The organism is Pseudomonas sp. SW-3, from assembly GCF_016615645.1.
GTDB lineage: Bacteria > Pseudomonadota > Gammaproteobacteria > Pseudomonadales > Pseudomonadaceae > Aquipseudomonas > Aquipseudomonas mandelii.
The window spans coordinates 3,314,373-3,338,219 of sequence record NZ_CP067098.1 but is presented as its reverse complement, the minus strand read 5'-3'; the positions used below and the strand labels follow the sequence as shown (position 1 = coordinate 3,338,219).

The following is a 23,847-nucleotide window of genomic DNA, read 5'->3' as shown; positions in this document are numbered from 1 at the left end:
GATGTTCGGCTGTATGAATAAGCTTTCAATGCTCACAGCCACCCTGGCGTTGCTGACGTGCAACAGTGTGATGGCCACCATGGGGCCGTTCGATATCTACGAGCAAGCGTTGCGCAATGACCCAGTGTTCCTTGGCGCCATGAAGGAACGCGATGCCGGCCTCGAAAACCGCATCATAGGCCGGGCCGGGTTGTTGCCCAGGATCGGTTACACCTACAACAAGGGGCGCAACACCTCCAAGGTCACCCAAATCAATGAAGGTCGGCCGGACTTCACCGAGGACCGCAACTACGGCAGCTACGGCTCGAACCTGACCCTGCAACAGCCGTTGCTCGATTACGAAGCCTACGCGGGGTATCGCAAAGGCGTGGCGCAGTCGCTGTTTGCCGACGAAGCCTTCCGCGGCAAGAGCCAGGAATTGCTGGTTCGTGTGCTGGAAAACTACACCAATGCGCTGTTCGCCCAGGATCAGATCGACATCGCGCTGGCGAAGAAGAAGGCCTTCGAACAGCAGTTCCAGCAGAACGAGCAGATGTTCCGCCAGGGCGAGGGCACGCGCACCGATATTCTTGAGGCCGAGTCTCGCTACGAACTGGCGACCGCCGAGGAAATCGAGGCACGCAACGAGCAGGACGCGTCCTTGCGCGAACTGGGCGCGCTGATTGGCGTGCCGGCCGTCGACATCACCGATCTGGCGCCACTGGACCAGAACTTCCAGACCTTCAGCCTGCTGCCGGCCAACTACGACACCTGGCACGAGATGGCCGTGGCCAACAACCCGAACCTGGCCTCCCAGCGTCAGGCGGTGGAAGTCGCGCGGTATGAAGTCGAACGCAACCGCGCCGGACACCTGCCGAAAGTCAGTGCCTACGCTTCGGTGCGCCAGAACGAATCGGAAAGCGGCAATACCTACAACCAGCGTTACGACACCAACACCATCGGCATTGAAGTCAGCGTGCCGTTGTACGCCGGCGGCGGGGTGTCGGCGTCGACCCGTCAGGCCAGCCGCACCATGGAACAGGCCGAGTACGAACTGGACGGCAAGACCCGGGAAACCCTGATCGAGCTGCGTCGGCAATTCAGTGCCTGCCTGTCGGGGGTGAACAAGTTGCGCGCTTATCAGAAAGCCCTGAAATCGGCGGAAGCGCTGGTGGTTTCGACCAAGCAAAGCATCCTGGGCGGTGAGCGGGTGAACCTGGATGCGTTGAATGCCGAACAACAACTATTTACCACCCGCCGGGATTTGGCTCAGGCAAGGTATGACTACCTGATGGCCTGGACCAAGTTGCATTACTACGCCGGGACCTTGAATGAGCAGGATCTGGCAAAGGTGGACGAGGCATTCGGTCAAGGCCCGAGATCTCAATGATTTGAGCTGTTGCGTTGCAGCCCCTAGTGGGCAACCAGAATTCTAAAAACGCCAAAAAAGCGAGAAGTTGACATGGACGTACAGATCAAGCCGATGTCGGTCGGCACGTTATTGCTCTGGATTTCAGTAGCGCCAGGCTCGGCCCAGGCGCTTTATCAGGAAAACGGCACCCTGGGCGATGCGGCCAGTTGGCGCTCGGTGGAATTTCAGCGGGACTGGGGACTGGCCCGCATGCAGGCCGACCAGGCCTACGCCGCTGGCATCACCGGCAAGGGTGTGAAAATCGGCGAACTCGATTCAGGCTTCGATGCAGCCCATCCCGAATTCGCCACCGACCGTTACCACGCGGTGCTGGCCAGCGGCAGCTACGTCGACGGCTCACTGTTCAATGTCGACGGCACCCTCAACGCCAACAACGACTCCCACGGCACCCATGTCGCCGGCACCATTGGTGCCTCCCGCGATGGCACCGGCATGCACGGTGTGGCGTACAACGCGCAGGTCTACGTCGGCAATACCAACAAGAACGACAGTTTTCTGTTCGGCCCCAATCCGGATCCGCGCTACTTCAAAGCGGTCTATAACGCCTTGGCCGACGCCGGTGTGCGGGCGATCAATAACAGTTGGGGCAGCCAGCCAGCGGACGTCAGCTATCGCACCCTCGACGATCTGCACGCCGCCTACGCCCAGCACTGGAACAAAGGCACCTGGCTAGATGCGGCGGCTGACGTTTCACGTCGCGGTGTGATCAATGTGTTCAGCGCCGGCAACAGCGGTTACCCCAATGCCAGCGTGCGTTCGGCCTTGCCGTACTTCCAGCCGGACCTGGAAGGCCACTGGCTGGCGGTGTCGGGGCTGGATCAAAGTAACCAGCAAAAGTACAACCAGTGCGGAATCGCCAAGTATTGGTGCATCACCACCCCCGGCGCGAAGATCGACAGCACCATCCCCGACGCCGGTTATGCGATCAAGTCCGGCACGTCCATGTCCGCGCCGCATGCCACCGGCGCGCTGGCGCTGGTGATGGAACGCTATCCGTACATGACCAACCAGCAGGCGCTGGAAACCCTGTTGACCACCGCCACCCAACTCGACGGTTCCGTCACCCAGGCGCCCAATACCCGCGTCGGCTGGGGCGTGGCCAACCTCGAACGGGCGATGCGCGGGCCGGCGCAATTGCTCGGCCGCTTCGACGCCAATCTGGGGGCAGGGCAGAGCGATGTCTGGAGCAACGACATCTCGGACAACGCGCTGATCCAGCGGCAGAGTGAAGACGCGGCCGAACGCAGTGCCTGGCAACAGACGTTGAGGACCAAGGGCTGGGAGAATGGCGTACCGGCCGGTGCCAGTCAGCAGGATCAGACGGATTACGCCGTCGGCATGGCCCGCGATCTTGCCGCCACCACTCGGGTCTACGAAGGCAGCCTGATCAAGTCAGGAGCCGGACGCTTGATGCTGACTGGTGACAATAGCTATCGCGGGCCAACCACGGTCAATGGCGGCCTGCTGTCGGTCAACGGTTCGTTGGCATCCAGTGTGACCGTCAATGACGGGGGCACGCTGGGCGGTTCAGGACGAGTCGGGGATCTGACGGCCAACCGCGGCGCTACCGTCGCGCCGGGCAATTCCATTGGCACCTTGCAGGTCGCCGGCGACGTCACGTTTGCACCCGGCTCGACCTACGCGGTGGAGCTGTCGCCGACCGATAGCGACCGGATCGTTGCGAGCGGCACGGCCACGGTCAGCGGTGCGACGGTCAGCCTGTCACTGGAAAACAGCCCGACCTTGCTCAGCACTCAACAAGTGCAAAGCCTGCTCGGTCAGCAATACAACATCCTGCAAGCGGCCGGCGGCATTCAAGGTCAGTTCGGTGCGGTGTTGCCCAACTATCTGTTCATCGGCGGCAGCCTCGATTACGCCGCCACCGGTATTCAACTGAGCGTGGAGCGTAACGACACGACGTTCGCCAGCGTCGGCCAGACGCCGAACCAACGCGCCGTCGCTTCCGCCGTGGAGGGGCTTGGGGCGGGGAATGCGGTGTACGAAAGCCTGTTGCTGTCGCCCACCGCGACGTCCGCACAGCAGGCGTTCCAGCAGTTGTCGGGGGAAATCTACCCGGCGTTGGGTTCGGTGCTGATCAACGACAGTCGATACCTGCGCGATGCAATCGGTGAGCGACTGGTTGACGCCAAAGGCGCGCAAAGCAATGGCTGGATCAAGGCGCTTGGGGCCTGGGGCAAGACCGATGACCGCCATGACACCGCCGGTTACACCACCTCGATCGGCGGCATGCTTGCCGGTGTCGATGGCGCGATCGACGAGCAAACCCGGATCGGCCTGGTCACGGGTTACAGCGACAGTTCGGTGAGCATGGGCTCGGGCACGCATTCATCGGCCAAGGTCGACAGCTATCACTTGGGTGCTTACGCCGGCCGCGAACTGGGCGCCTGGCGCCTGAGTGCCGGCGGTACCTACAGCTGGCATCGCGCCGACGTCAAACGTGACCTGCAATACGGCGACGTCAGCGCGAAGCAGAAAGCCAAGGTCGATGCCGGCACCACTCAAGTGTTCGGTGAAGCGGCGTATCGCCTGAATCTGCAACCGCTCGCGCTCGAACCCTTCGCCAACCTGGCCTACGTGCACCTCGACACCGAGGGTTTCACCGAGAAAGGTGATGGCGCTGCACTGAAAAGCACTGGCGACACGCGGGATGCGGTGCTCAGCACCCTGGGCGTGCGCGCATTGAAAACGGTGAACCTGTCCGGCCAGCAGCAACTAGACCTGAGCGGCAGTCTCGGCTGGCAGCACAACCTGAGTAATACCGATGCTGAAGAACATCTGGCATTTGCCAGCGGCAGCACGGCGTTCTCGGTGGAAGGGACGCCAATGGTACGTGACGCGGCACTGGTAGGCGCGCATGCCAGCCTGGCCCTGAGCCGGGACATTCGCGTGAACCTCGATTACACCGGCCAACTGGCCAGCCGCGAGAAGAGCCATGGCGTAGGGCTAAGCCTCAATTGGCAGTTTTAAAAACACGAACAAAAAACGTGGCAAACATTAAATGTGGCGAGGGAGCTTGCTCCCGCTGGGTGGCGAAGCCGCCCCAAAACAGGCAGCGGTGATTTGGCAGACAAAACGCATCTGCCGGGCTCGCGACTGCTGCGCAGCCGAACGGGACGATGCGGCGTTCCGACAAGCCCCCTCGCCACGGGGATTTTGGCAAGACAACTAAGGATGGTCGCTGTATGAAAGTTAAGAACAACAACTTATTCGCCTTGAAAGCACTCAACCGAGCCCTGCTTTGTGCGCTGGCTTCAGTAGGCACCGCACAAGCGGTGCCCTACGTGGAAAGCGGCAAAGCAGGCGATCCCAACAGTTGGCGCAGCGCTGAGTTCAACGCTGACTGGGGCCTGGGCGCCATCAATGCCCAGGATGCCTACGCCGCCGGTTACAGCGGCAAAGGCGTGAAACTGGGGATCTTCGATCAACCGGTTTACGCCCAGCATCCGGAGTTTTCCGGTGCCAACAAGGTCGTCACTCTGGTCACCCGCGGCATCCGCGAATACACCGACCCATACATCCCGGTCAAAGCCGGCGATGCGTTTGTGTATGACGGTTCGCCCTCGGTCGGCTACGACGGCAAGCTCGGCTCCCACGGCACTCACGTCGGCGGGATCGCCGCGGGCAGCCGTGACGGCAATCCAATGCACGGCGTGGCGTACAACGCGCAAATCATCAGTGCCGACAACGGCGACCCGGGCCCCGAAGACGGGATCATCCTCGGCAACGACGGCGCAGTGTACAAGGCCGGTTGGGATGCATTGATCGCCAGCGGGGCGCGGATCATCAACAACAGTTGGGGCATCGGCATCACCGATCGCTTCGACCTGGGGGGCCGCGACCCGGCGTATCCGCACTTCACCGTGCAGGACGCGCAACTGCAATTCAATCAGATCCAGCCCATCCTCGGCACGCGCCAGGGCGGTGCCTATGACGGTGCGATCGCGGCCGCTCGCAGCGGCATCGTGACAATCTTCGCCGCCGGCAACGACTACAACCTCAACAACCCGGACGCCATTGCCGGCCTCGGTTATTTCGTCCCCGAAATCGCACCGAACTGGATGACCGTCGCGGCCTTGCAGAAGAACCCGGACCTCAACAGCCCGGACCTCTACAACATCAGCATCTTCTCGTCGCGTTGCGGCTACACCGCGAGTTTCTGCGTGTCGGCACCGGGCAGCAAGATCTTCAGCGCAGTCATCGGCGGCACCAATGCCGATAACATGACCATCGGCTACGCCAACAAAAACGGCACCTCCATGGCGGCGCCGCACGTCGCGGGCGCGGTGGCGGTGCTGATGGAACGCTTCCCGTACATGACTGGCGCCCAGGTTGCCAGCGTGCTGCGCACCACGGCCACCGACATGGGCGCACCGGGTGTCGACGCGCTGTATGGCTGGGGCATGATCAACCTGCGCAAAGGCATCGATGGCCCGGCGATGTTGGTCACCGAGCAAGACATTCCCGAGGAGTTCCGCATCCAGGGCGCCTACGGCTCCAGCCAGTTTGTCGCGGACTTGCCCGGCATCGGCGCGATTATCGATGCGGGCAAACCGACCGAGCGCGTCTGTAATGACGTGCAGTGTGGCCGGGACGTCTGGCGCAACGACATTTCCGGCCACGGCGGCCTGACCAAGCAGGGCATCGGCACGTTGGTGCTGACCGGCGCCAACACTTACGCCGGCCCGACGCTGGTCAATCAGGGGCGATTGGCGATCAACGGCTCGCTGCTCTCGGCGGTCACCGTCAACGACAGCGGGATCCTCGGCGGTAACGGCCGCATCGGCGCATTGACCGCGAAAAGCGGCGGCACCGTGGCCCCCGGCAATTCCATCGGCACCTTGCAGGTCGCGGGTGACGTGACGTTCGAGCCGGGCTCGACCTACGCCGTGGAATTGTCGCCGACCAGCAGCGACCAGATCATCGCGGGCGGTAAAGCGGTGATCGAAGGCGCGACTGTCAGCCTGTCCCTGGAAAACAGCCCGACCTTGCTGACCACCAGCGACGTGCAATCGCTGCTTGGCAATCAATACAACATCCTGCAAGCAGCTGGCGGCATCGAAGGGCGGTTTGGCGCAGTCCTGCCGAACTACCTGTTCATCGGCGGCGCGCTCGACTACTCGGCTACTGGCATCCAACTGGCGGTAGAGCGCAACGCCGCGTCCTTCGCCAGCATCGGCCAGACCCCGAACCAACGTGCCGTCGCTGCCGCTGCCGAGCAACTGGGCGCGGGCAATCCGCTCTATGAAACCCTGTTGCTGTCGCCAACCGCTGCCGTCGCGCAACAAGCCTTCCAGCAACTGTCCGGTGAGATTCATCCGGCGATCGGCACGTTGCTGATCAACGACAGCCGTTACCTGCGCGATGCCGTCGGCGAACGCCTGCGTGAGCGTGATCTGTTCGATGCCGCGGCACCCACCGATGACCGCAGCAATGCCTGGGTCAAAGTCCTCGGCGCCTGGGGCAAGAGCGACGGCGGGCATGACAACGCCAGTTCCACCAGCTCCATCGGCGGCTTGCTGGCCGGTGTCGACGGTCTGATCACTGAAGATACGCGGCTCGGTTTCGTCACCGGGTATAGCGACAGCTCGTTGAGCATGGGCGATGGCACGCATTCGTCGGCCTCGGTCGACAGCTACCACTTGGGCGCCTACCTGGGCCATGAAATCGATGCACTGCGCTTGAGTGTCGGCGGCGCTTATAGCTGGCATCGCATCGATGTGAAACGTGACCTGCAATTCGGTGACGTCAGCGGCAAACAGAAATCCAAACGCGATGCGACCACCGCCCAGCTGTTTACCGAAGCCGCGTATCGCCTGGACCTGCAACCGCTGGCCCTGGAACCGTTTGCCAACCTGGCTTACGTGCACCTCAACCGCGACAGCTTCACCGAGAAAGGCGATGCCGCCGCGCTCAAGGGGGGCGAAGACAACCGCGACGCCGTGCTCTCGACCCTCGGTGTGCGGGCGAGCAAAGCCATTGCCCTGTCGGACAAACAGCAACTGGAACTGTCCGGCACCCTGGGCTGGCAGCACAACCTGAGCAACACCCGTTCCGAAGACCACCTGGCCTTCGCCAACGGCAACACCGGGTTCAGCGTGCAGAGCGTGTCTCTGGATCGTAACGCCGCCGTCATTGGTGCGCGCGCCGGTCTGGCGGTGGCCAAGGATGTGCGTGTAAGCCTGGATTACAACGGACTGCTGGGCTCCAACGAAAAAGACCACGGTGTAGGTCTGACACTCGACTGGCAGTTCTGATTTAACGCAAAGGAAGCAAACAACATGGGACTGTTTGATTACAAAAATGCTGACGGCAAGGCGCTGTACAGCGACGCCATCGCCCTGACGCTGTATGCGTACACGCCAACCGGTCAGCCACTGCCGGCCACCGCGTGGGCGCCGATTGGCGCCAAGCAACTGGGTTATCAAGGCAAGGTCGGTGCTCAGGGCACTTTCTATGGTGAGAAGGACGGCTTCACCAGCGCCGAAGCCGAAGTGCTCGGCAAGTACGACACGGCGGGCAAGCTGATCGGTATCGGCATTGCCTTCCGGGGCACCGGAGGCCTGGGGTACAGCGACACCTTCGGCGACATGAAGAACAACCTGCTGGCCGCCGTCGGCCCGGTGGATTACGCGACGAATTACGCGAAAAACGCCTTTGACAACTTGCTCAAGGACGTTGCCGCGTTTTCCATCGCCCATGGCCTGAGCGCCAGGGATGTCATGGTCAGCGGCCATAGCCTCGGCGGGTTGGGGGTCAACAGCCTCGCCGAGTTGAGCGGCAACAACTGGGGCGGCTTCTACAAGGACGCCAATTACATCGCGTTCGCCTCACCGACCCAGAGCGCCACCGGCAACAACGTGTTGAACATCGGCTACGAGAACGACCCGGTGTTCCGGGTGCTCGACGGCACCACGTTCAGCAGTGGGTCCTTGGGCAAGCACGACGGTCATCAGGATTCGGCGACCAACAACATCGTCAACTTCAACGACCAGTACGCGTCCACCGCGCAGAACCTGGTGCCATTCAGCATCCTTAATCCGCTGAACTGGTCAGCCCATGGCTCGTTGGGCTATGCCGACGGTTTGAACCGGGTGATCGACTCGCGGTTCTACGACCTCACCGACAAGGACTCAACGCTGATCGTCTCCAACCTGGCGGAGTCGTCTCGGGGCACCACCTGGGTCGAGGACCTCGGACGCAGCGGCGAACCCCACACCGGCAGCACCTTCATCATCGGCACCGACAGCGACGATCTGCTCAAGGGCGGTGCCGGCAATGACTTCATCGAAGGCCGCGACGGTAACGATCGCTTGCGCGACGACGGCGGCTACAACCTTCTGCTGGGCGGCAAGGGCAGCAACACCTTCGAATTGCAGAAGCCGTTGCAGAACTTCAGTTTTGCCAACGACGGCGACGGCACCCTGTACGTGCGCGACGCCTATGGTGGCATCAGCATGACCCGCGACATCGGTTCGCTGGTGAGCAAGGAGTCGGGTTCATGGTGGGGCAGCAAGGAGGTGACTTACAGCGTCACTGCCAATGGCTTGCTCAACGGCAGTGAATTGACCCACTACAACCACTCGCTCAACGGTGACGCCTATGGCAACACACTGGCGGCCAGCGTCGACGGCGATTGGTTGTTCGGTCATGCCGGCGACGACCTGCTGCGCAGCGACAAAAGCCAGGTGACCTTCGTCGGTGGCGCGGGCAACGACCTGATGCAGGCCTCGGGAGGCCACAACACTTTCCTGTTCAGCGGCGCCTTCGGTTTCGACGCGATCAATGGCTACCAGGGCAACGACAAGCTGGTGTTCCTCGGCGTTCAGGGCGCGGGGCAGGGTTATGACTACAAGCAACACGCTTCGCAGTCGGGCCATGACACGGTGCTGAAAGTGGGCGATTTTGCCGTGACCCTGGTGGGAGTAGGACTGGACAGCCTGTCGGCTTCAGGCATCACGTTTGCGTAAAGGCTGCATGCACTAAATGCTCCGGGGCGCCTCGTGAATGAGGCGTCCTGGTTGTGAGCTATCTCTGACAATTCCAACAAAAGAGAGGCAATACCAATGGGTGTGTATGACTACAAAAACTTCGGCACAGCCGATTCCAAAGCGTTATTGACCGACGCGATGGCGATCACGCTGTATTCCTATCACAACCTCGACAATGGCTTTGCCACCGGCTACCAGCACAACGGCTTCGGCTTGGGCTTGCCGGCGACTTTGGTTACCGCGCTGCTGGGCGGCACCGACTCTCAAGGCGTGATCCCCGGCATTCCCTGGAACCCCGATTCGGAAAAAGCCGCCCTGGAGGCCGTGCAAAAAGCCGGCTGGACGCCCATCACGGCCTCGCAACTGGGTTATGACGGCAAGGTCGACGCTCGCGGAACGTTCTTCGGCGAGAAGGCCGGGTACACCAGCGCACAGGTCGAAATCCTCGGCAAGTACGATGCTCAAGGCCATCTCAGCGAAATCGGCATCGCCTTTCGCGGCACCAGCGGCCCGCGGGAAATCTTGATCGGCGATTCCATCGGCGACGTGATCAACGATCTGCTGGCGGCGCTAGGTCCCAAGGATTATGCGAAAAACTATGTGGGCGAAGCCTTCGGCAATCTGCTCGGCGACGTCATGGCATTTGCCCAGGCCAATGGCCTGTCGGGCAAAAACGTGCTGGTCAGCGGCCACAGCCTCGGCGGGCTGGCGGTCAACAGCCTGGCGGACTTGAGCGCGGAGAAGTGGTCCGGGTTCTACCAGGATTCCAACTACATCGCCTACGCGTCCCCGACCCAGAGCAGCAGCGACAAAGTGCTCAATGTCGGCTATGAAAACGACCCGGTGTTTCGGGCCCTCGACGGTTCATCCTTCAACCTGTCGTCGGTGGGTGTGCACGATGCCGCCAAGCCCTCGGCGACCGATAACATCGTCAGCTTCAACGATCACTACGCCTCGACCGCATGGAATGTGCTGCCGTTCTCCATCCTCAACATCCCGACCTGGATCTCGCACTTGCCGACCGCCTATGGCGATGGCATGAACCGGGTGATCGAATCGAAGTTCTACGACCTCACCAGCAAGGACTCGACGATCGTCGTCGCCAATCTCTCGGACCCGGCACGCGCCAATACCTGGGTTCAGGACCTCAATCGCAACGCCGAAACCCACAAGGGCAGTACCTTCATCATCGGCAGCGACGGCAACGACCTGATTCAGGGTGGCAAAGGTAACGACTACCTGGAGGGGCGTGACGGTAACGACACCTTCCGTGACGGCGGCGGCTACAACATCCTGCTGGGAGGCAATGGCAACAACGTGCTGGACTTGCAGCAGTCGGTGAAGAATGTCGACTTTGCCAATGACGGCGCCGGCACCCTCTATGTTCGTGACGCCAATGGCGGTATCAGCATCACCCGAGACATCGGCAGTATTGTCACCAAGGAACCGGGGTTCTTGTGGGGGCTGTTCAAGGATGATGTGACACACAGCGTGACGGCCAATGGACTTGCCGTCGGCAACAACCTGACGTCATACGCGTCATCGGTGAAGGGCGGCACGGGGGCCGATACGCTCAAGGCGCATACGACGGGCGATTGGTTGTTCGGTCTGGACGGCAACGATCATTTGATCGGCGGCCAGGGCAACGATGTGTTTGTGGGCGGAGCGGGGAATGACCTGATGGAATCGGGGGGCGGGATTGATACGTTCCTGTTCAGCGGTGCGTTTGGTCAGGACCGGGTGGTGGGGTATCAGGCAAACGACAAGCTGGTATTCCTCGGGGTTCAGGGGGTCGCGCCGAATGATGACTATCGGGCTCATGCCACGACGGTGGGGCAGGATACGGTGCTGACGTTTGGCGGGGATTCGGTGACGTTGGTGGGAGTTGGGCTGGACAGTTTGTCTGGCGCCGGGATCGTAATCGCCTGAGGGTGATGTGGCGCCGGTAAGGGCCTCTTCGCGGTCAAGCCTCGCTCCTACAAGGAATCGCACAACCCTGTAGGAGCGAGGCTTGCCCGCGAAGAACAATAACGCGGTAAACCTGCCTGAGCACGTGACCCGACAGTCACCTGCGGACTCCAATACCTTGCAACAACAGGATTGAGTACTGGATCAGGAGATTACGCAACGTGAGTAACAGCAAGAAGCACCTCATTGGTCTGGCGCTGGCCCTGTTATCAGGAAGTGCCGCCGCGGAGTTGCCTCATAGCTCGATTTTGAGCCGCTATGGCATGACGCCAGATCAACTGCCGACACCGGCACCGTCGGAACCCGCCGACCCGCTGGTAGAAAAAAGCCGTTTCCAGCTCCAGCCGGAAGAGCCTTTTGTGACATTTCGCTCGGGGGAAAAGCAGCCGGAGATGACAGGCAACATCAGCATCGACCACGCGATGCAGCAGGATTACGAGCGCTGCCAGAAGATTCATGAAGAACTGAGGAGGCGGGGAGGGAAGTTCATCTCCTGCGATAACAGTACGCCGTGGATGCCGTAGATTCTCGGTCTCTTCGCGGGCCAGCCTCACATCGCACAACCCTGTAGGAGCGAGGCTTGCCCACGAAGAACGATAATGCGGTTCTCAGTCTTCCTCGCGGACCGTGGCCACATCTTTGGCATTGACCTTCACCTTCGCGCCGGAAATATCCTCAAACTCGTAAAACCCGTCCTTGGTCTTGGTTTTCGGCATGTCCTCGGTCAAATACTGGGTGCCGTTCTGCAGCGTCACCACCGTTGGCGTGGAGCAACCGGCCAGTGCCAGGAAGGCTGCCGCTGCCAAAGGCAAACCCAGAGTCTTGATATTCATACCCACCTCTTAAATGCGTGAAAAAAGCCGCTATGCCGGTTGGTGCCGTGGAACGGCAGAAAGTTCGATGGCCACCTGAAAATAGCCAAATAGCGCCGCCGCTTATCCTTTTCCGTTTGCACCGAACGCGCTGTAACTGGTATCTGTACGCATAACCAGTACTCGCTCGCCATGGCCCTTTTTTCCTGTGACTGAAAATCCTCTCGACGACCCGTTCTATTACTTGAACAACTTCATGCAAGTGCTTGATTGGCTTGAGCATCGTTATGCCGATGTGCTGAGCGTCGAGGAGCAAGCCTTCATCCGCGATTTTCGTCGGCAACCCCGCGAGTCCCGGGCGCTGCTGGTCAGGATGGTGATGCGCAAGGGCCGGCATTTCAGGGCCGGCAAATTGAGTTACGTCGAGATTGGCGACATTGCCAGTGCTGCCGAGCCATTGCTGGCGGCAGGCTGGATTTCTGCGCAATCGCCGCTACAGATCGAGGAACTGTTCGACGTTCTGCTCAAGGCCGAGATTCTTCACTGCTTCGGTGCCGCCATCGATCAACCCAAAGGCAAGAAGACCGAATGGCTGGCGACCCTGAGCGAGCAGTTCTGCGAGTCGCAGAGCTTCGCGCAATGGTGCCCGCAACTGAACGACCGGCTGTTCACGCTGACCATCATGGACCTGTGCGACCGCTTGCGGCTGATGTTCTTCGGCAACCTTTATCAGGACTGGTCAGAGTTCGTGCTGGCCGATCTCGGCATCTTTACCTACGAGAAAGTCGAATTCTGCGCTGAATCCCGGGGCTTGCGCAGCCGTGAAGACGTGGACGCCTGCCTGTTCCTGCACCACTGCCAGCAACGTTTCGAGGCCGGTGAAGAGGTGGCGGACATTGTCGAGCAGATCAACGAGGTGCTACTCGACAACCCTTGGCTGCAACGACGCCGGGGCAAGTTGCTGTTCCAGATTGGTCAGCATTGTGAACGCATGACGGATTTCTCCACGGCGCTGTCGATTTATCGCGATTGCGCCTACCCCGGCGCTCGGGTGCGTCTTATCCGTGTGCTCGAACGCTGTGGTGAATATCAGTTGGCCCTGCATCTGGCCACGCACGCGGAGCAATCGCCGGAAAGCGCCACCGAGCATCAGCATGTGCTGCGTGTGTTGCCCAGGTTGCGGCGCAAACTGGGCGGCCCGGCAATGAAGCGGCCATCTCCCCGGGAGATGCTGCGCCTGGACCTGCACTTGCCCAGGACCGATCCGGCGCTGTCGGTCGAATTTCATGTTCAGGCGCACCTGGCGGAGGATTCGGCGCCGGTGCATTACGTCGAGAACAGTCTGATCAACTCGCTGTTCGGCCTGTTGTGCTGGCCGGCGATCTTTGCGCCGTTGCCGGGGGCGTTTTTCCACCCGTTCCAGCGCGGGCCGGTGGACCTGCTCAACGAAGACTTCCATGCGCGTCGGGCGGAGGTGTTTCAGGCCTGTCTCGCCGAACTCGATGACGGGCGTTATAGCCAGACCATCCGTGAGCGTTACGTCGCCAAGTGGGGCGTGCAGTCACCCTTTGTATTCTGGGGCGCGCTGAGCGAAGAACTGCTGGATCAGGCGCTTGACTGCCTGCCCGCCGAACACCTCAAGCACTGGTTCAATCGCCTGTTGCTGGACATCAAGGCCAACCGGGCCGGGATGCCCGACCTGATCCAGTTCTGGCCGCAGCACAAGACCTACCGCATGATCGAAGTCAAAGGCCCCGGCGATCGCCTGCAAGACAACCAATTGCGCTGGCTGGAGTTCTGTCACGAACACCAGATGCCAATCGCCGTCTGCTACGTGCAATGGGCGGAGCAGAGCGCTTGAGTTACAGCATTGCGGTGCGGGCGCTGTGTGAATTCACCGCCAAGGTCGGCGACCTCGACCTGCGTTTCACTCCGTCGCCAACCGCGCTGGAAGGCATCGTCGGGCACCGCACTGTCGCCTCGCGCCGAAGCGAGGGCTATCAAAGCGAAGTCGCCCTCGAAGGCCTGTATAAAACCTTGAAGGTCAAGGGCAGGGCGGACGGCTACGACCCGGCGCAAAACTGCCTGGAAGAAGTCAAAACCTATCGCGGCGACCTGAGCAAGCAACCGGCCAACCACCGGCAATTGCACTGGGCACAAGCGAAGGTCTACGGATGGCTGATGTGCCAGAAGCTGGAACTGGCGCAGATCAATCTGGCGCTGGTGTACTTCGACATTGTCAGCGAAAAGGAAACCTGCCTGGTCGAGGTCTTCAGCGCCGGAGAGCTGCAGTCGTTCTTCGAGCATCATTGCGGGCTGTTCCTGCTGTGGGCCGAGCAGGAGATGGCCCATCGCGAAGCACGCAATCACGCGGCGCAGCAATTGGCGTTTCCCCATGCCGACTTTCGTCCGGGGCAACGGCACCTGGCGGAATCGGTGTTCAAGGCGGTCAGCACCGGTCGTTGCCTGATGGCTCAGGCGCCAACCGGCATCGGCAAGACCGTGGGCACGCTGTTTCCGATGCTCAAGGCCCTGGCGCCGCAGCAGTTGGACAAAGTGTTCTTTCTGACGGCGAAAACGCCGGGGCGCAAACTGGCGCTGGATGCCGCGCAAGTCATCCTGGAGAGCGCCGATGCGCCGCCGCTGCGGGTGCTGGAGATGATCGCCCGGGACAAGGCCTGCGAACACCCGGACAAAGCCTGTCACGGTGAATCCTGCCCGTTGGCCCAGGGCTTTTACGACCGTTTGCCGGCCGCCCGCCAGGCCGCCAGCGAACTCAGCCTGCTGAATCAGGACGCCTTGCGCCGAGTGGCATTGGCGCATGAGGTCTGTCCGTATTACCTGAGCCAGGAAATGGCCCGCTGGGCCGATGTGGTGGTCGCCGACTACAACTACTATTTCGATTTCAGTGCGTTGCTGTTCGGCTTGTCTCAGGCCAATAACTGGAAAGTCGCGGTGTTGGTGGACGAGGCGCACAACCTGGTGGAACGCGGCCGGCAGATGTACAGCGCCACGCTCGATCAGTCGACCCTCAGCGGGGTACGAAAAACCGCACCGGACGCCCTGAAAAAACCGTTGCAGCGGGTCAATCGTGAGTGGAATGCCCTGCATAATCTGCAATTGGCGCCGTATCAGGCCTACGACAAGGCACCGGAAAAACTTCTCCAGGCGCTGTCGTCATGCAGCGCGAGCATCGGCGATTATCTCAACGATCATCCCCAAGGCCTGGACAGCGCCCTACAGAGTTTTTACTTCGACATGCTGCAGTTTTGCCGGGTGGCCGAACTCTTCGATGAACAGTTCCTGTTCGACATCAGCAAGCGCGACCTCGAACGCAAACAAAACCTGTCGCAACTGTGCCTGCGCAACGTGGTGCCGGCCGGTTTCATCCGCCCACGCCTGAAGGCTGCGCGCAGCACCGTGCTGTTTTCGGCGACGCTGAGCCCTCGGCATTATTACGCGGACCTGCTGGGTACGCCGCCGGATACAGTGTGGATTGATGTCGAATCGCCGTTCCATGCAGACCAGTTGAAAGTGCACATCGTCAGCCAGATATCGACCCGATTCGTCCATCGCCAGGCGTCCCTCGAACCGATTGTCGAACTCATCGCCCGCCAATTCAGCCAACGCCCCGGCAACTACCTGGCATTTTTCAGCAGCTTCGATTATTTGCAGCAAGTGGCGCAGTTACTGGCCGAACGACATCCGCAGATCAGTTTGTGGTCGCAGTCCAGGGGCATGGCGGAAGGGCAGCGTCAGGCCTTTCTCGACCAGTTCACCGTGCACAGCCAGGGCGTCGGATTTGCAGTGCTCGGCGGAGCGTTCGGTGAAGGCATCGACCTGCCGGGCGCGCGCCTGATCGGTGCATTCATTGCCACCCTGGGGCTGGCGCAACTCAATCCGGTCAACGAACAGATGAAGCATCGAATGGCGGCGATTTTCGGCGCCGGTTATGACTACACCTACTTGTATCCCGGCGTACAGAAAGTCGTGCAGGCGGCAGGAAGGGTGATCCGCACTCAGCAGGATCAAGGGGTGGTGATGTTGATCGATGACCGGTTCGGCTACAGCAAGGTCAAGCACTTGCTGCCGCGTTGGTGGTCGGTCGAACAGGCGCATTTGGCTTCTGGTACGTAGGATTATTTACCTTTTAAAACAGGTACATATCTTGAAAGACAGACGTATTTGAACAAGCGGTGAAACAGCGCTTTATTCAAAGGGCAGGCAATCAATTTCAGCCGGCTCTTTGATAAGGAAATCAAGGCATGTCCTCCGCACCTAACTACACCTACACCACTGAACAAGTCAGCGCCGCGTTCAATGCCATCAAAACCACGCTGTTCCGCGGTATCACGGCCGAGGAAACGCCGAAAATCCTGGTGGTTGCCGGGCTTCAAGGCTCGGGTAAAACCTTCCTGCTGGAAAACACACTCCTGCCGACCAGGCGCTACGACAAGTATGTTCGTCTCTACCTGCCCGAATACCGGCAGAAACATCCTCAATACGCAGAGATGATCAAGCTTGGCGTGCTGCATGCCTATGAACATACCGAAGCTTTCGTACGAGAGCTTTGCGCCAAAATCTTCACCGAAGCCTTCACACTCAAATACAACATCATCATGGAGTGTGCGTTCGACAGCATCGATTTCGCGGCATTTCCACCACTCGCGACGGCGGCCGGCTATCAGTTCGAAACGCATATCGTTGGCTGCACGCTGGAGTTCGCTCACGTTTCGTGCATCAAAAGAGCCTTTAAAAGCCTGGAAAACCGCGAACTGGAAAGGTTTGTCACGCGATCGACACTGGAGAGCTCCATGAGGAATGAGCAAGCGGTGATCCTGGCCTTCGAAACCGCCTCGAAGGCGGTCGATCGTTCACAAATCACGGTGTATGAACGCGGGTTCGGGGCGCTGAAGGAACGCGTCTCGCGTGCTCATATCACCTACACCACAACCGCTTGCGTGACGCCCTCTGCGACGCCAACGGCATACAGCGCCTATGAAAGCATCATCAATAATCATGTCCACACCCTGAGTGAGCGTGACGAGATAGTTAAAGAATGCCACCTGGCGTTACTCAACACCCAGACTTACGCCCAGGTTGTTCCTGACTTCGTTTACAACGACCTGTACGCCTGCATCGTCAAATACGTGAACCGGTAAGCAGGCGAACCCACTCGGCGGCAAAGCGATGACAGTCTCCCGGCCAGCGCGCGGTCAACAACAGGCCATCACGGACAACGAACCCGCGTTGTGGCTGGTCCGCCGAATCACGCACCGCGAGGACGGGCCCGCGCAGGAAATCCGTCGGGCTGGACAGGGCGGCCGTGACTTCCGCTTCGACGGTTTGGGTATAGGTCCGGTAGTAGCGTCCGAGCCAGGCGGCGGTGATTGCCCAGGCAGGCAGCTCCATGGTGTTGGCGACCAGGGCGGTAACCTTGCGCCCCTGCAACACCGAACGTCCGGTATCGGGGTCGAGGGTTCGGGCAAGCAACAGTACGCCGTGGCAGACCGCTGCCACGGGTTTGTCTGTCTTGAAAAAGTGCAGGGCGATCCGTCGCGCCTGCTCGGACTCCAGCAGGCTGCGCATGCCCTTGGCATGCCCGCCGGGAATCAGCAGTCCTTGGAACTCGCCGGGGTCCACATCGTCATAGTTCAGCGGTCGGCGGAAGGAGGGGTCTTCGATCATCCTGGCGTAGCTGGCAAGGTCGGCCTTGCGCGTCATCAGCAGCGGGTTCAACAGGCCGAAGCCGATGTCCACCAGGCGTGAATCGGCGTAGGCGGGCAATCCCTGGGGGGATGCAAAGCGCACCTCGATGCCGGCCTGACGCATGGCCTGCCATGGAACGCTGCTCTCTGTGGGATCGTAGTCAGACGTGGGTAACAGAATCAGGATCATCGGGGCGCCTTGGAACCGCCAGGAATGGCGTTTGGCATCGAGAATAGGCGGAGTGAACGCTATGCTCCAGTGCACAACCGTTTTCTGGCTTACCAAACCCACGGTTTGACGCATACTTCGCAAAACAACAGTCACGGGTGTGATCGATGAGTGATAACCAGTCCAAAACCAACGCCATCGAGGAAATGCGCTTTCGCCTGTTGATTGATGCCGTGGTGGACTATGCGATCTACATGATTGACCCCGATGGCATCATCACCAGCTGGAACGCTGGCGCCAAACGTTTCAAGGGGTATGAGGAGAAGGAGATCCTCGGACAGCATTTTTCGCGCTTTTATACCGAAGAAGACCGCAGTGCCGGTCTGCCCCAGCGCGCGCTGGATACGGCGATTCGCGAAGGGCGGTTCGAGGGTGAAGGCTGGCGGGTTCGCAAGGACGGAACACACTTCTGGTGCCATGTGGTGATCGATCCGATTCGCGACCCGGCAGGCAATCTATTGGGGTTTGCCAAGATCACCCGGGACCTCACCGACCGCAAAATGGCCGAAGAGACGCTCAAGCAAAGCGAGCAGCAGTTTCGTTCGCTGGTTCAAAGCGTGACTGACTACGCGATCTATATGCTCGCCCCGGATGGACGATTGACCAACTGGAATCAAGGGGCCCAGCGCATCAAGGGCTACCGACCCGAAGAAGTCATCGGTCAGCATTTTTCACTCTTCTATACGCCCGAAGACCGTGAAGCCGGGGAACCCCAACGTGCGTTGGAGACGGCTATGCGGGAAGGGCGCTTTGAAAACAGGGCCTGGCGCGTGCGCAAGGACGGCACGCGGTTCTTTGCCCATGTGGTGGTCGATCCGATCTGGGGCGATACGGGCACGTTGCTGGGCTTTGCCAAAATTACCCGGGACATCACCGAGGCCACACAAGCACAGAAGGTTCTGGAACAAACCCGTGAAGCACTGTTCCAGGCGCAGAAGATGCAGGCCATCGGCCAACTCAGTGGCGGGATCGCCCACGATTTCAATAATCTGCTGACCGTTATCCTGGGCAACCTGGAAATCGTCCGTAAACGCGTGGGAGACAATCCGAAAGTCACTCGATTGGTCGACAACGCCACCCAAGGTGCCCTGCGAGGGGTGTCCCTGACTCAACGCATGCTGGCGTTCGCCAGACGTCAGGAACTCAAGTCCGAATCCGTCGAAATACCCGCGCTGGTGGAAGGAATCAGCGGATTGTTGCGCAGCTCCCTCGGGCCTTCCGTACAGCTCGAAACCCGTTTTTCCCCCGACCTCGTTCCGGTCATGGCCGATGTCAATCAGCTCGAACTGGCCGTGCTGAACCTCGCCACCAATGCCCGGGACGCGATGCCCAACGGCGGAAAAATCGTCATCAGTACCCGGACGGAAGACGTCTGCGACCAATCGACACTATTGCCGGAGCCCGGACGCTATGTTTGCCTGAGTGTTGCCGATAACGGGGAGGGCATGGATGAGGTCACCCTGGCGTCGGCCATGGACCCGTTTTTCACCACCAAAGGGGTGGGCAAAGGCACGGGGCTGGGGTTGTCGATGATCCATGGCTTCATAGAACAACTGGGCGGACGATTCATTCTCAAGAGTCAGAAGGACATCGGCACTGTCGCCGAACTGTGGATACCCGCCGCGACCACAGCTGCGCTCAATCATCCCGCCGTATCGGAAGTGGCCGCTCCGCCAGTGGCTCAGTTGTGCGTCATGGTCGTGGACGATGACAGCCTGGTGCTGACCAGCACCGGCCTGTTGCTTGAGGATCTCGGCCATCGGGTGATCAGTGCGGTGTCCGGTGCCCAAGCGCTTGAGCTGTTCGAACGCGAGCAGCATGTTGACCTGGTCATTACCGACATGGCCATGCCACAAATGAACGGTGAGCAGTTGGCCAATGCCATCCGGGCGTTGAAGCCGGACGTACCGATCATTCTTGCCACGGGTTATGCCGAACGCCTTGAAGGCTTCGCGACCACACTCCCTCGCTTGTCCAAACCGTATACCCAACTCAATCTGGTCGAGGTGATTGCGCTGGCCATGAAGTAACGGGCGTCGTGCTCAGCCTTTCACGTTCTTCTTGAAACCGCGCAAGTTCATGGCACACAGGCAAAACTGCAACACGATCAATGCGTAGGCGTGGGTGTGGTAACCCCAGATCACCCACAAGAGGTTGCTGACGATAAAGCAGCTGAAGCCCCACACCCTGCGCGAGGGTGATTGCGAGCCGATCAACCACGCCGCCAGTACCGTGACCAGCATCGCTGGCCATTGCACCCAATCGAGAGTGTCCATCCGCAATCCTTGAAGTCAGCCTGTGTACTTGAAGGACCACGGCAGCGAAATAGCGTTCGAGCGAGGCGCATTAAATTCGGCTGAACTTTGCCGGGACAGTTTTCGTCATAACGCTTTCCCAGTCCTTGTGTAATTTCCGTGCCCAGAATACTGACCGAACCTACCGCCGAAGAAGCCTTGTCCGAACACAACGCCAAAATGTTCGGCTCGCCCAAGGAGCGTCTGGATTTCTACCGTCGGGAAATCCAGTACGAAACCAGCATCCTCGCCAATCGAACCGACGCTTACCTGGCCGCGCAGTCGTTCCTGGTGATTGCCTTTGCTTCCTGCATGGCCAACCTCAATCCCGAATGGGGAAAACTCTTCACCCTGGTGGTGCCGCCGTTCCTCGCGCTGCTGGGTTTACTGAGCTCGCTGAACGCCTGGCCGGGCATTCGTGCGGCCTACGACATCATCGACCACTGGCACTTCAAGCAAAGTGAGCTGTTGCGCAGCGAGCCATTGATGGGGCTGGCGTACGATGAATCCCCGCTGTTCAGTGAGATGGAATCGTCCCACAAGGGCTACCGCAAATCGCTGCTGTTTTCCGTGCGGACGCCGTGGATTTTCGCGACGTTCTGGGTGTTGCTGGGCACTTATGCGGTTTACATCCAGGTCACCAATCCCGGTGGCTGAATCGCAGACTAAAAAGCCCGGCATTTGCCGGGCTCTCTGACATCGACTACCAAATCAAGCCGCCAGATTGGACGCGCTCATTTCTTTCTTGTACTGAGCCTTGAGCGTTTCCATTTGCGCGCCCAATTCTTCCAGGGTGGCCTTGCCCAGCAGTTTTTTCGCCTGAGGGAACATTTCGGTTTCCTCTTCTTCGATGTGGTGTTCCAGCAGCTCCTTGACCACTTTCACCCGACCCGCGAATTCCGGGGTGGAAGGGTCGGTGACTTTCAGGTCCGGCAACACCAGGGAATCCACGGTGCGGTGTTCTTCCTTGGCTTCGTAGTACATAACGTCCTGTTCCTTGCCACCGGCTTTTTTGTACGCCGGGTACAAGACTTCTTCTTCGAGCCGGGTATGGATGGTGATCTCCATTTCGAGCTTGGCCAGCAACTCGGTGCGTTTTTTGACACCTCGTTCGGTGGATTCGCTTAACTGAGTCAGGATGCCTTTTACGCGTTCATGGTCGGCTTTCAACAGGTCGATGGCGTTCATGGTCGAATCTCTCAAATAGTCACGGAATAGGCGCAAACGGTCTCATGGCCGTAGGTCGCTTTTACACTGGGAGCATTTGTCGTGCCGATTTCAGCGCCATGAGTAACGTTATATAAAACAATAAGTTAGAAGCTCTGATGGCGAATTGAGGTCGTGCAGGCTGCATGAGTCTGTAAATTGACTCATGCAGTTCGCGGCGCGAAGTTTTCCGTCGAGAAATGTGAATTGTCGGTGTTACCGTCGATCAGATTCGCCGCATCCTGACACCGGGTTCAAGGGATGTTCCGCTGACGGAGCGTGGAAACTGATGCGATAGCCGAAGGCGAATTCGCCAGCGGCTATATGGAGTGCGTCAGGGCTGATGCCCCGGGGGTTTTCAGGATCAAACCCGGTCTTCAAGCTGCTGGCGCAACCGGTGGGCGTTATTCACGGACATCGGGATCGGTGGGAAGTCCGCGTTGAGCAAACGCAGGTGCTCAATCGCTTCCTGAAACTTCAAATCAGCCTTCCTGCGCATCGCCCTGTAATGCTCGAACCGTTCCAGGTCCATGTCGCCGTCCTCAAGCATCTCGAAAGCGCTTCGGCTCAACGCCTGGGCGTCTTCGAACATCTGGCGATTGCATTCCAGGGCAAACGCCCGGCAGGCTTTGATTTGATCGGGAGTTGAATAGTGAACCATGACCGGCACCTTACTTTTTTCGAGGTCCCTTTTAATAGGCATCGTTGCCACAGTGGAACCGAACCTGTCGGGTTCCGCCGTATAAAAGAAAACAGGCGGAATTAAGGTTGTGACTGTCGAGTTGCACAGGGATTTCAAATTCTTTGAGGCGAAAATTCGTTTGATTCAACCTGTAAACACGCAGGTAAAAATCAAATAATTTGTTTCTTGCGCCGTTCATAGCGGGCGAGGGTGGGTTGCGTGCTGATGCCGTGGATCAAAATGCTCAACGCGACCACGGACAACGTCAGGTCCATGCACAGCGTCGACACCGACTGACCCAGCCCGTGATTCAAGGCGTAGAACAAGTAATACAGGCTGCCGATGCCACGGATGCCAAACCAGCCGATCAACATTCGCTGGCGCCAATCGAGCAATCGGCCCCACGGCATCACGGCGACACTCAAAGGGCGAACCAGAAAAAACAACACCCCGCCGACCAGCAGGGCGCGCCAGTCCCAGTGAGCGATCAGCACGACGCCGAGCAGTGTCACCAGAAACACTTCCATGGCCCGCTCCACGAGACTGCCAAAAGCGAGCATGTCACCCATCATGATGCCCGCGGCGACCTGGGTGTCTTCAAGGTTGTCGGTATCGCCATGCACCGCGTGTTGTGGTTCGACGTTCTGGTGACCGACCACCGGCTGGACCAGATGCTCGGCAGGGGTTTCGTCGTTGCCCGTGGAGCTGACTTCTTCCTGGCGCAATCCGAGGCCGGCGGCGAACACCGACAGAAACCCATAGGCGTGGATAGACTCGGCCCCGACATACGCCAGGGCAATCAAAGCAAGGGCCAGGTAATCGTTCGGAGACAGCGTGCTGTCATCGTTCTTGATCCGCAGCGCCAAGGTCAGGCGCCCGATGCCGCGTCCCATCCAGTACCCCGTCAGAAAACCGGCCGGAACCGCCCAGATCAGACTGCGCAGCACCCAGTCGCCCAACCAGCCGGGGTTACCCTCGTGTTGCAGCAGGAGCAGGCCAAGGATCACGAACGGAAACGCGATCCCGTCATTGAGCCCGGCCTCACCGGAGAGGCCGAAGCGCACGCTGTCGTCATCCCGCGCGTCGTTGACCTGGACCAGCGCGGCGAGCACCGGATCGGTGGGGGCCAGGATCGAGCCGATCAGCACTGACGCGCCCCATGACAATTGCAATGCGTAATGCAGCAACAAGCAGACGCCGACAATGGTCAGCAGCATCACCGGGCCGGCCAGGCCGACCGCAATCCGCCAGTTTTTATGCTTGAGCGGCGAGCGCAATTTCAGGCCGCAGACAAACAGCGAAAAGAGCACCGCGACTTCCGTCAGGTGCTCCATCCAGATCGAAGCGTCAGCGGTGTCCAGTTTCAACAGCCCGAACCCGGCCGGGCCGATGGCGGCGCCCAGCACCAGGCACACCGCCGACGTGGTCACTGGCATCCATCGCAGGTAGGACGAGGTCAGCGCCAGCGTCAGGAGTACAGCACCCAACACGGCCACCCATAAAATGAAACTCATACTCGGTTCTCGCT

The 23,847-nt window shown here is 59.8% G+C and carries 17 protein-coding genes; 11 read left to right on the top strand and 6 right to left on the bottom strand.

Translation table 11 applies throughout. The features are described 5' to 3' along the window. Position 1 precedes the first annotated feature (1 nt). The 6 genes from JIO00_RS14915 (at position 2) to JIO00_RS14890 (ending at position 11,912) form a co-directional block, all read left to right on the top strand. Complete coding sequence (locus JIO00_RS14915; RefSeq protein WP_200666109.1) at positions 2-1,369, top strand: TolC family outer membrane protein; 1,368 nt, start codon at positions 2-4, stop codon at positions 1,367-1,369. A gap of 72 nt (positions 1,370-1,441) precedes the next feature. After that, complete coding sequence (gene eprS / locus JIO00_RS14910; RefSeq protein ID WP_200666107.1) at positions 1,442-4,399, top strand: autotransporter serine peptidase EprS; 2,958 nt, start codon at positions 1,442-1,444, stop codon at positions 4,397-4,399. Positions 4,400-4,614: 215 nt separating this feature from the next. Next, entirely contained in the window at positions 4,615-7,686 is a 3,072-nt protein-coding gene (locus tag JIO00_RS14905) for an autotransporter serine protease (RefSeq protein ID WP_200666105.1), read from the top strand. A gap of 24 nt (positions 7,687-7,710) precedes the next feature. Then, complete coding sequence (locus JIO00_RS14900; RefSeq protein WP_010460388.1) at positions 7,711-9,399, top strand: polyurethane esterase; 1,689 nt, start codon at positions 7,711-7,713, stop codon at positions 9,397-9,399. A 96-nt stretch (positions 9,400-9,495) separates the two neighbouring features. Continuing rightward, the gene (locus JIO00_RS14895; protein ID WP_200666103.1) at positions 9,496-11,349 is read left to right on the top strand and encodes a polyurethane esterase; all 1,854 of its coding nucleotides are present in this window, start codon (positions 9,496-9,498) and stop codon (positions 11,347-11,349) included. A 200-nt stretch (positions 11,350-11,549) separates the two neighbouring features. Then, positions 11,550-11,912, top strand: coding sequence for a hypothetical protein (locus tag JIO00_RS14890; protein WP_010460382.1), 363 nt, complete (start codon positions 11,550-11,552; stop codon positions 11,910-11,912). Between the two features lie 84 nt (positions 11,913-11,996). On the opposite strand, the gene JIO00_RS14885 is transcribed toward JIO00_RS14890, so the two are convergent. Further along, positions 11,997-12,221, bottom strand: coding sequence for a YgdI/YgdR family lipoprotein (locus tag JIO00_RS14885; protein ID WP_010460381.1), 225 nt, complete (start codon positions 12,219-12,221; stop codon positions 11,997-11,999). A 235-nt stretch (positions 12,222-12,456) separates the two neighbouring features. On the opposite strand from JIO00_RS14885, the gene JIO00_RS14880 reads away from it, so the two are divergent. The 3 genes from JIO00_RS14880 to JIO00_RS14870 all read left to right on the top strand — a co-directional run bounded on the left by JIO00_RS14880 (position 12,457) and on the right by JIO00_RS14870 (position 17,362). Next, entirely contained in the window at positions 12,457-14,061 is a 1,605-nt protein-coding gene (locus JIO00_RS14880) for a VRR-NUC domain-containing protein (protein ID WP_234452967.1), read from the top strand. Further along, complete coding sequence (locus JIO00_RS14875; RefSeq protein ID WP_200666099.1) at positions 14,058-16,337, top strand: ATP-dependent DNA helicase; 2,280 nt, start codon at positions 14,058-14,060, stop codon at positions 16,335-16,337. The genes JIO00_RS14880 and JIO00_RS14875 overlap by 4 nt, the downstream gene beginning before the upstream one ends. A gap of 128 nt (positions 16,338-16,465) precedes the next feature. After that, the gene (locus JIO00_RS14870) at positions 16,466-17,362 is read left to right on the top strand and encodes a zeta toxin family protein (protein WP_010460375.1); all 897 of its coding nucleotides are present in this window, start codon (positions 16,466-16,468) and stop codon (positions 17,360-17,362) included. Here the strand turns inward: JIO00_RS14870 and JIO00_RS14865 are convergent. Continuing rightward, the gene (locus tag JIO00_RS14865) at positions 17,343-18,098 is read right to left on the bottom strand and encodes a DJ-1/PfpI family protein (protein WP_042932060.1); all 756 of its coding nucleotides are present in this window, start codon (positions 18,096-18,098) and stop codon (positions 17,343-17,345) included. The two genes, JIO00_RS14870 and JIO00_RS14865, sit on opposite strands and share 20 nt — an antisense overlap. Before the next feature lie 146 nt (positions 18,099-18,244). Between JIO00_RS14865 and JIO00_RS14860 the strand changes: the two genes are divergently transcribed. Beyond that, a complete protein-coding gene (locus tag JIO00_RS14860; RefSeq protein WP_200666097.1) occupies positions 18,245-20,167 on the top strand; it encodes a hybrid sensor histidine kinase/response regulator in 1,923 nt (640 codons plus the stop codon). Positions 20,168-20,179: 12 nt separating this feature from the next. On the opposite strand, the gene JIO00_RS14855 is transcribed toward JIO00_RS14860, so the two are convergent. Next, complete coding sequence (locus JIO00_RS14855; protein ID WP_010460369.1) at positions 20,180-20,413, bottom strand: hypothetical protein; 234 nt, start codon at positions 20,411-20,413, stop codon at positions 20,180-20,182. A 138-nt stretch (positions 20,414-20,551) separates the two neighbouring features. Between JIO00_RS14855 and JIO00_RS14850 the strand changes: the two genes are divergently transcribed. Beyond that, the gene (locus tag JIO00_RS14850) at positions 20,552-21,088 is read left to right on the top strand and encodes a hypothetical protein (protein ID WP_010460367.1); all 537 of its coding nucleotides are present in this window, start codon (positions 20,552-20,554) and stop codon (positions 21,086-21,088) included. A gap of 54 nt (positions 21,089-21,142) precedes the next feature. Here the strand turns inward: JIO00_RS14850 and JIO00_RS14845 are convergent, their stop codons facing one another. The 3 genes from JIO00_RS14845 to JIO00_RS14835 all read right to left on the bottom strand — a co-directional run bounded on the left by JIO00_RS14845 (position 21,143) and on the right by JIO00_RS14835 (position 23,833). Next, complete coding sequence (locus JIO00_RS14845) at positions 21,143-21,619, bottom strand: hemerythrin domain-containing protein (RefSeq protein WP_010460365.1); 477 nt, start codon at positions 21,617-21,619, stop codon at positions 21,143-21,145. 382 nt (positions 21,620-22,001) lie between these two features. Next, positions 22,002-22,298 carry a hypothetical protein gene (locus tag JIO00_RS14840; protein ID WP_010460363.1) on the bottom strand — a complete coding sequence of 99 codons (297 nt, stop codon included), beginning with the start codon at positions 22,296-22,298 and terminating at the stop codon, positions 22,002-22,004. Between the two features lie 191 nt (positions 22,299-22,489). Continuing rightward, on the bottom strand, positions 22,490-23,833 hold the full coding sequence (locus JIO00_RS14835) for a cation:proton antiporter (protein ID WP_010460361.1): 1,344 nt from the start codon (positions 23,831-23,833) through the stop codon (positions 22,490-22,492). Positions 23,834-23,847: the final 14 nt, after the last annotated feature.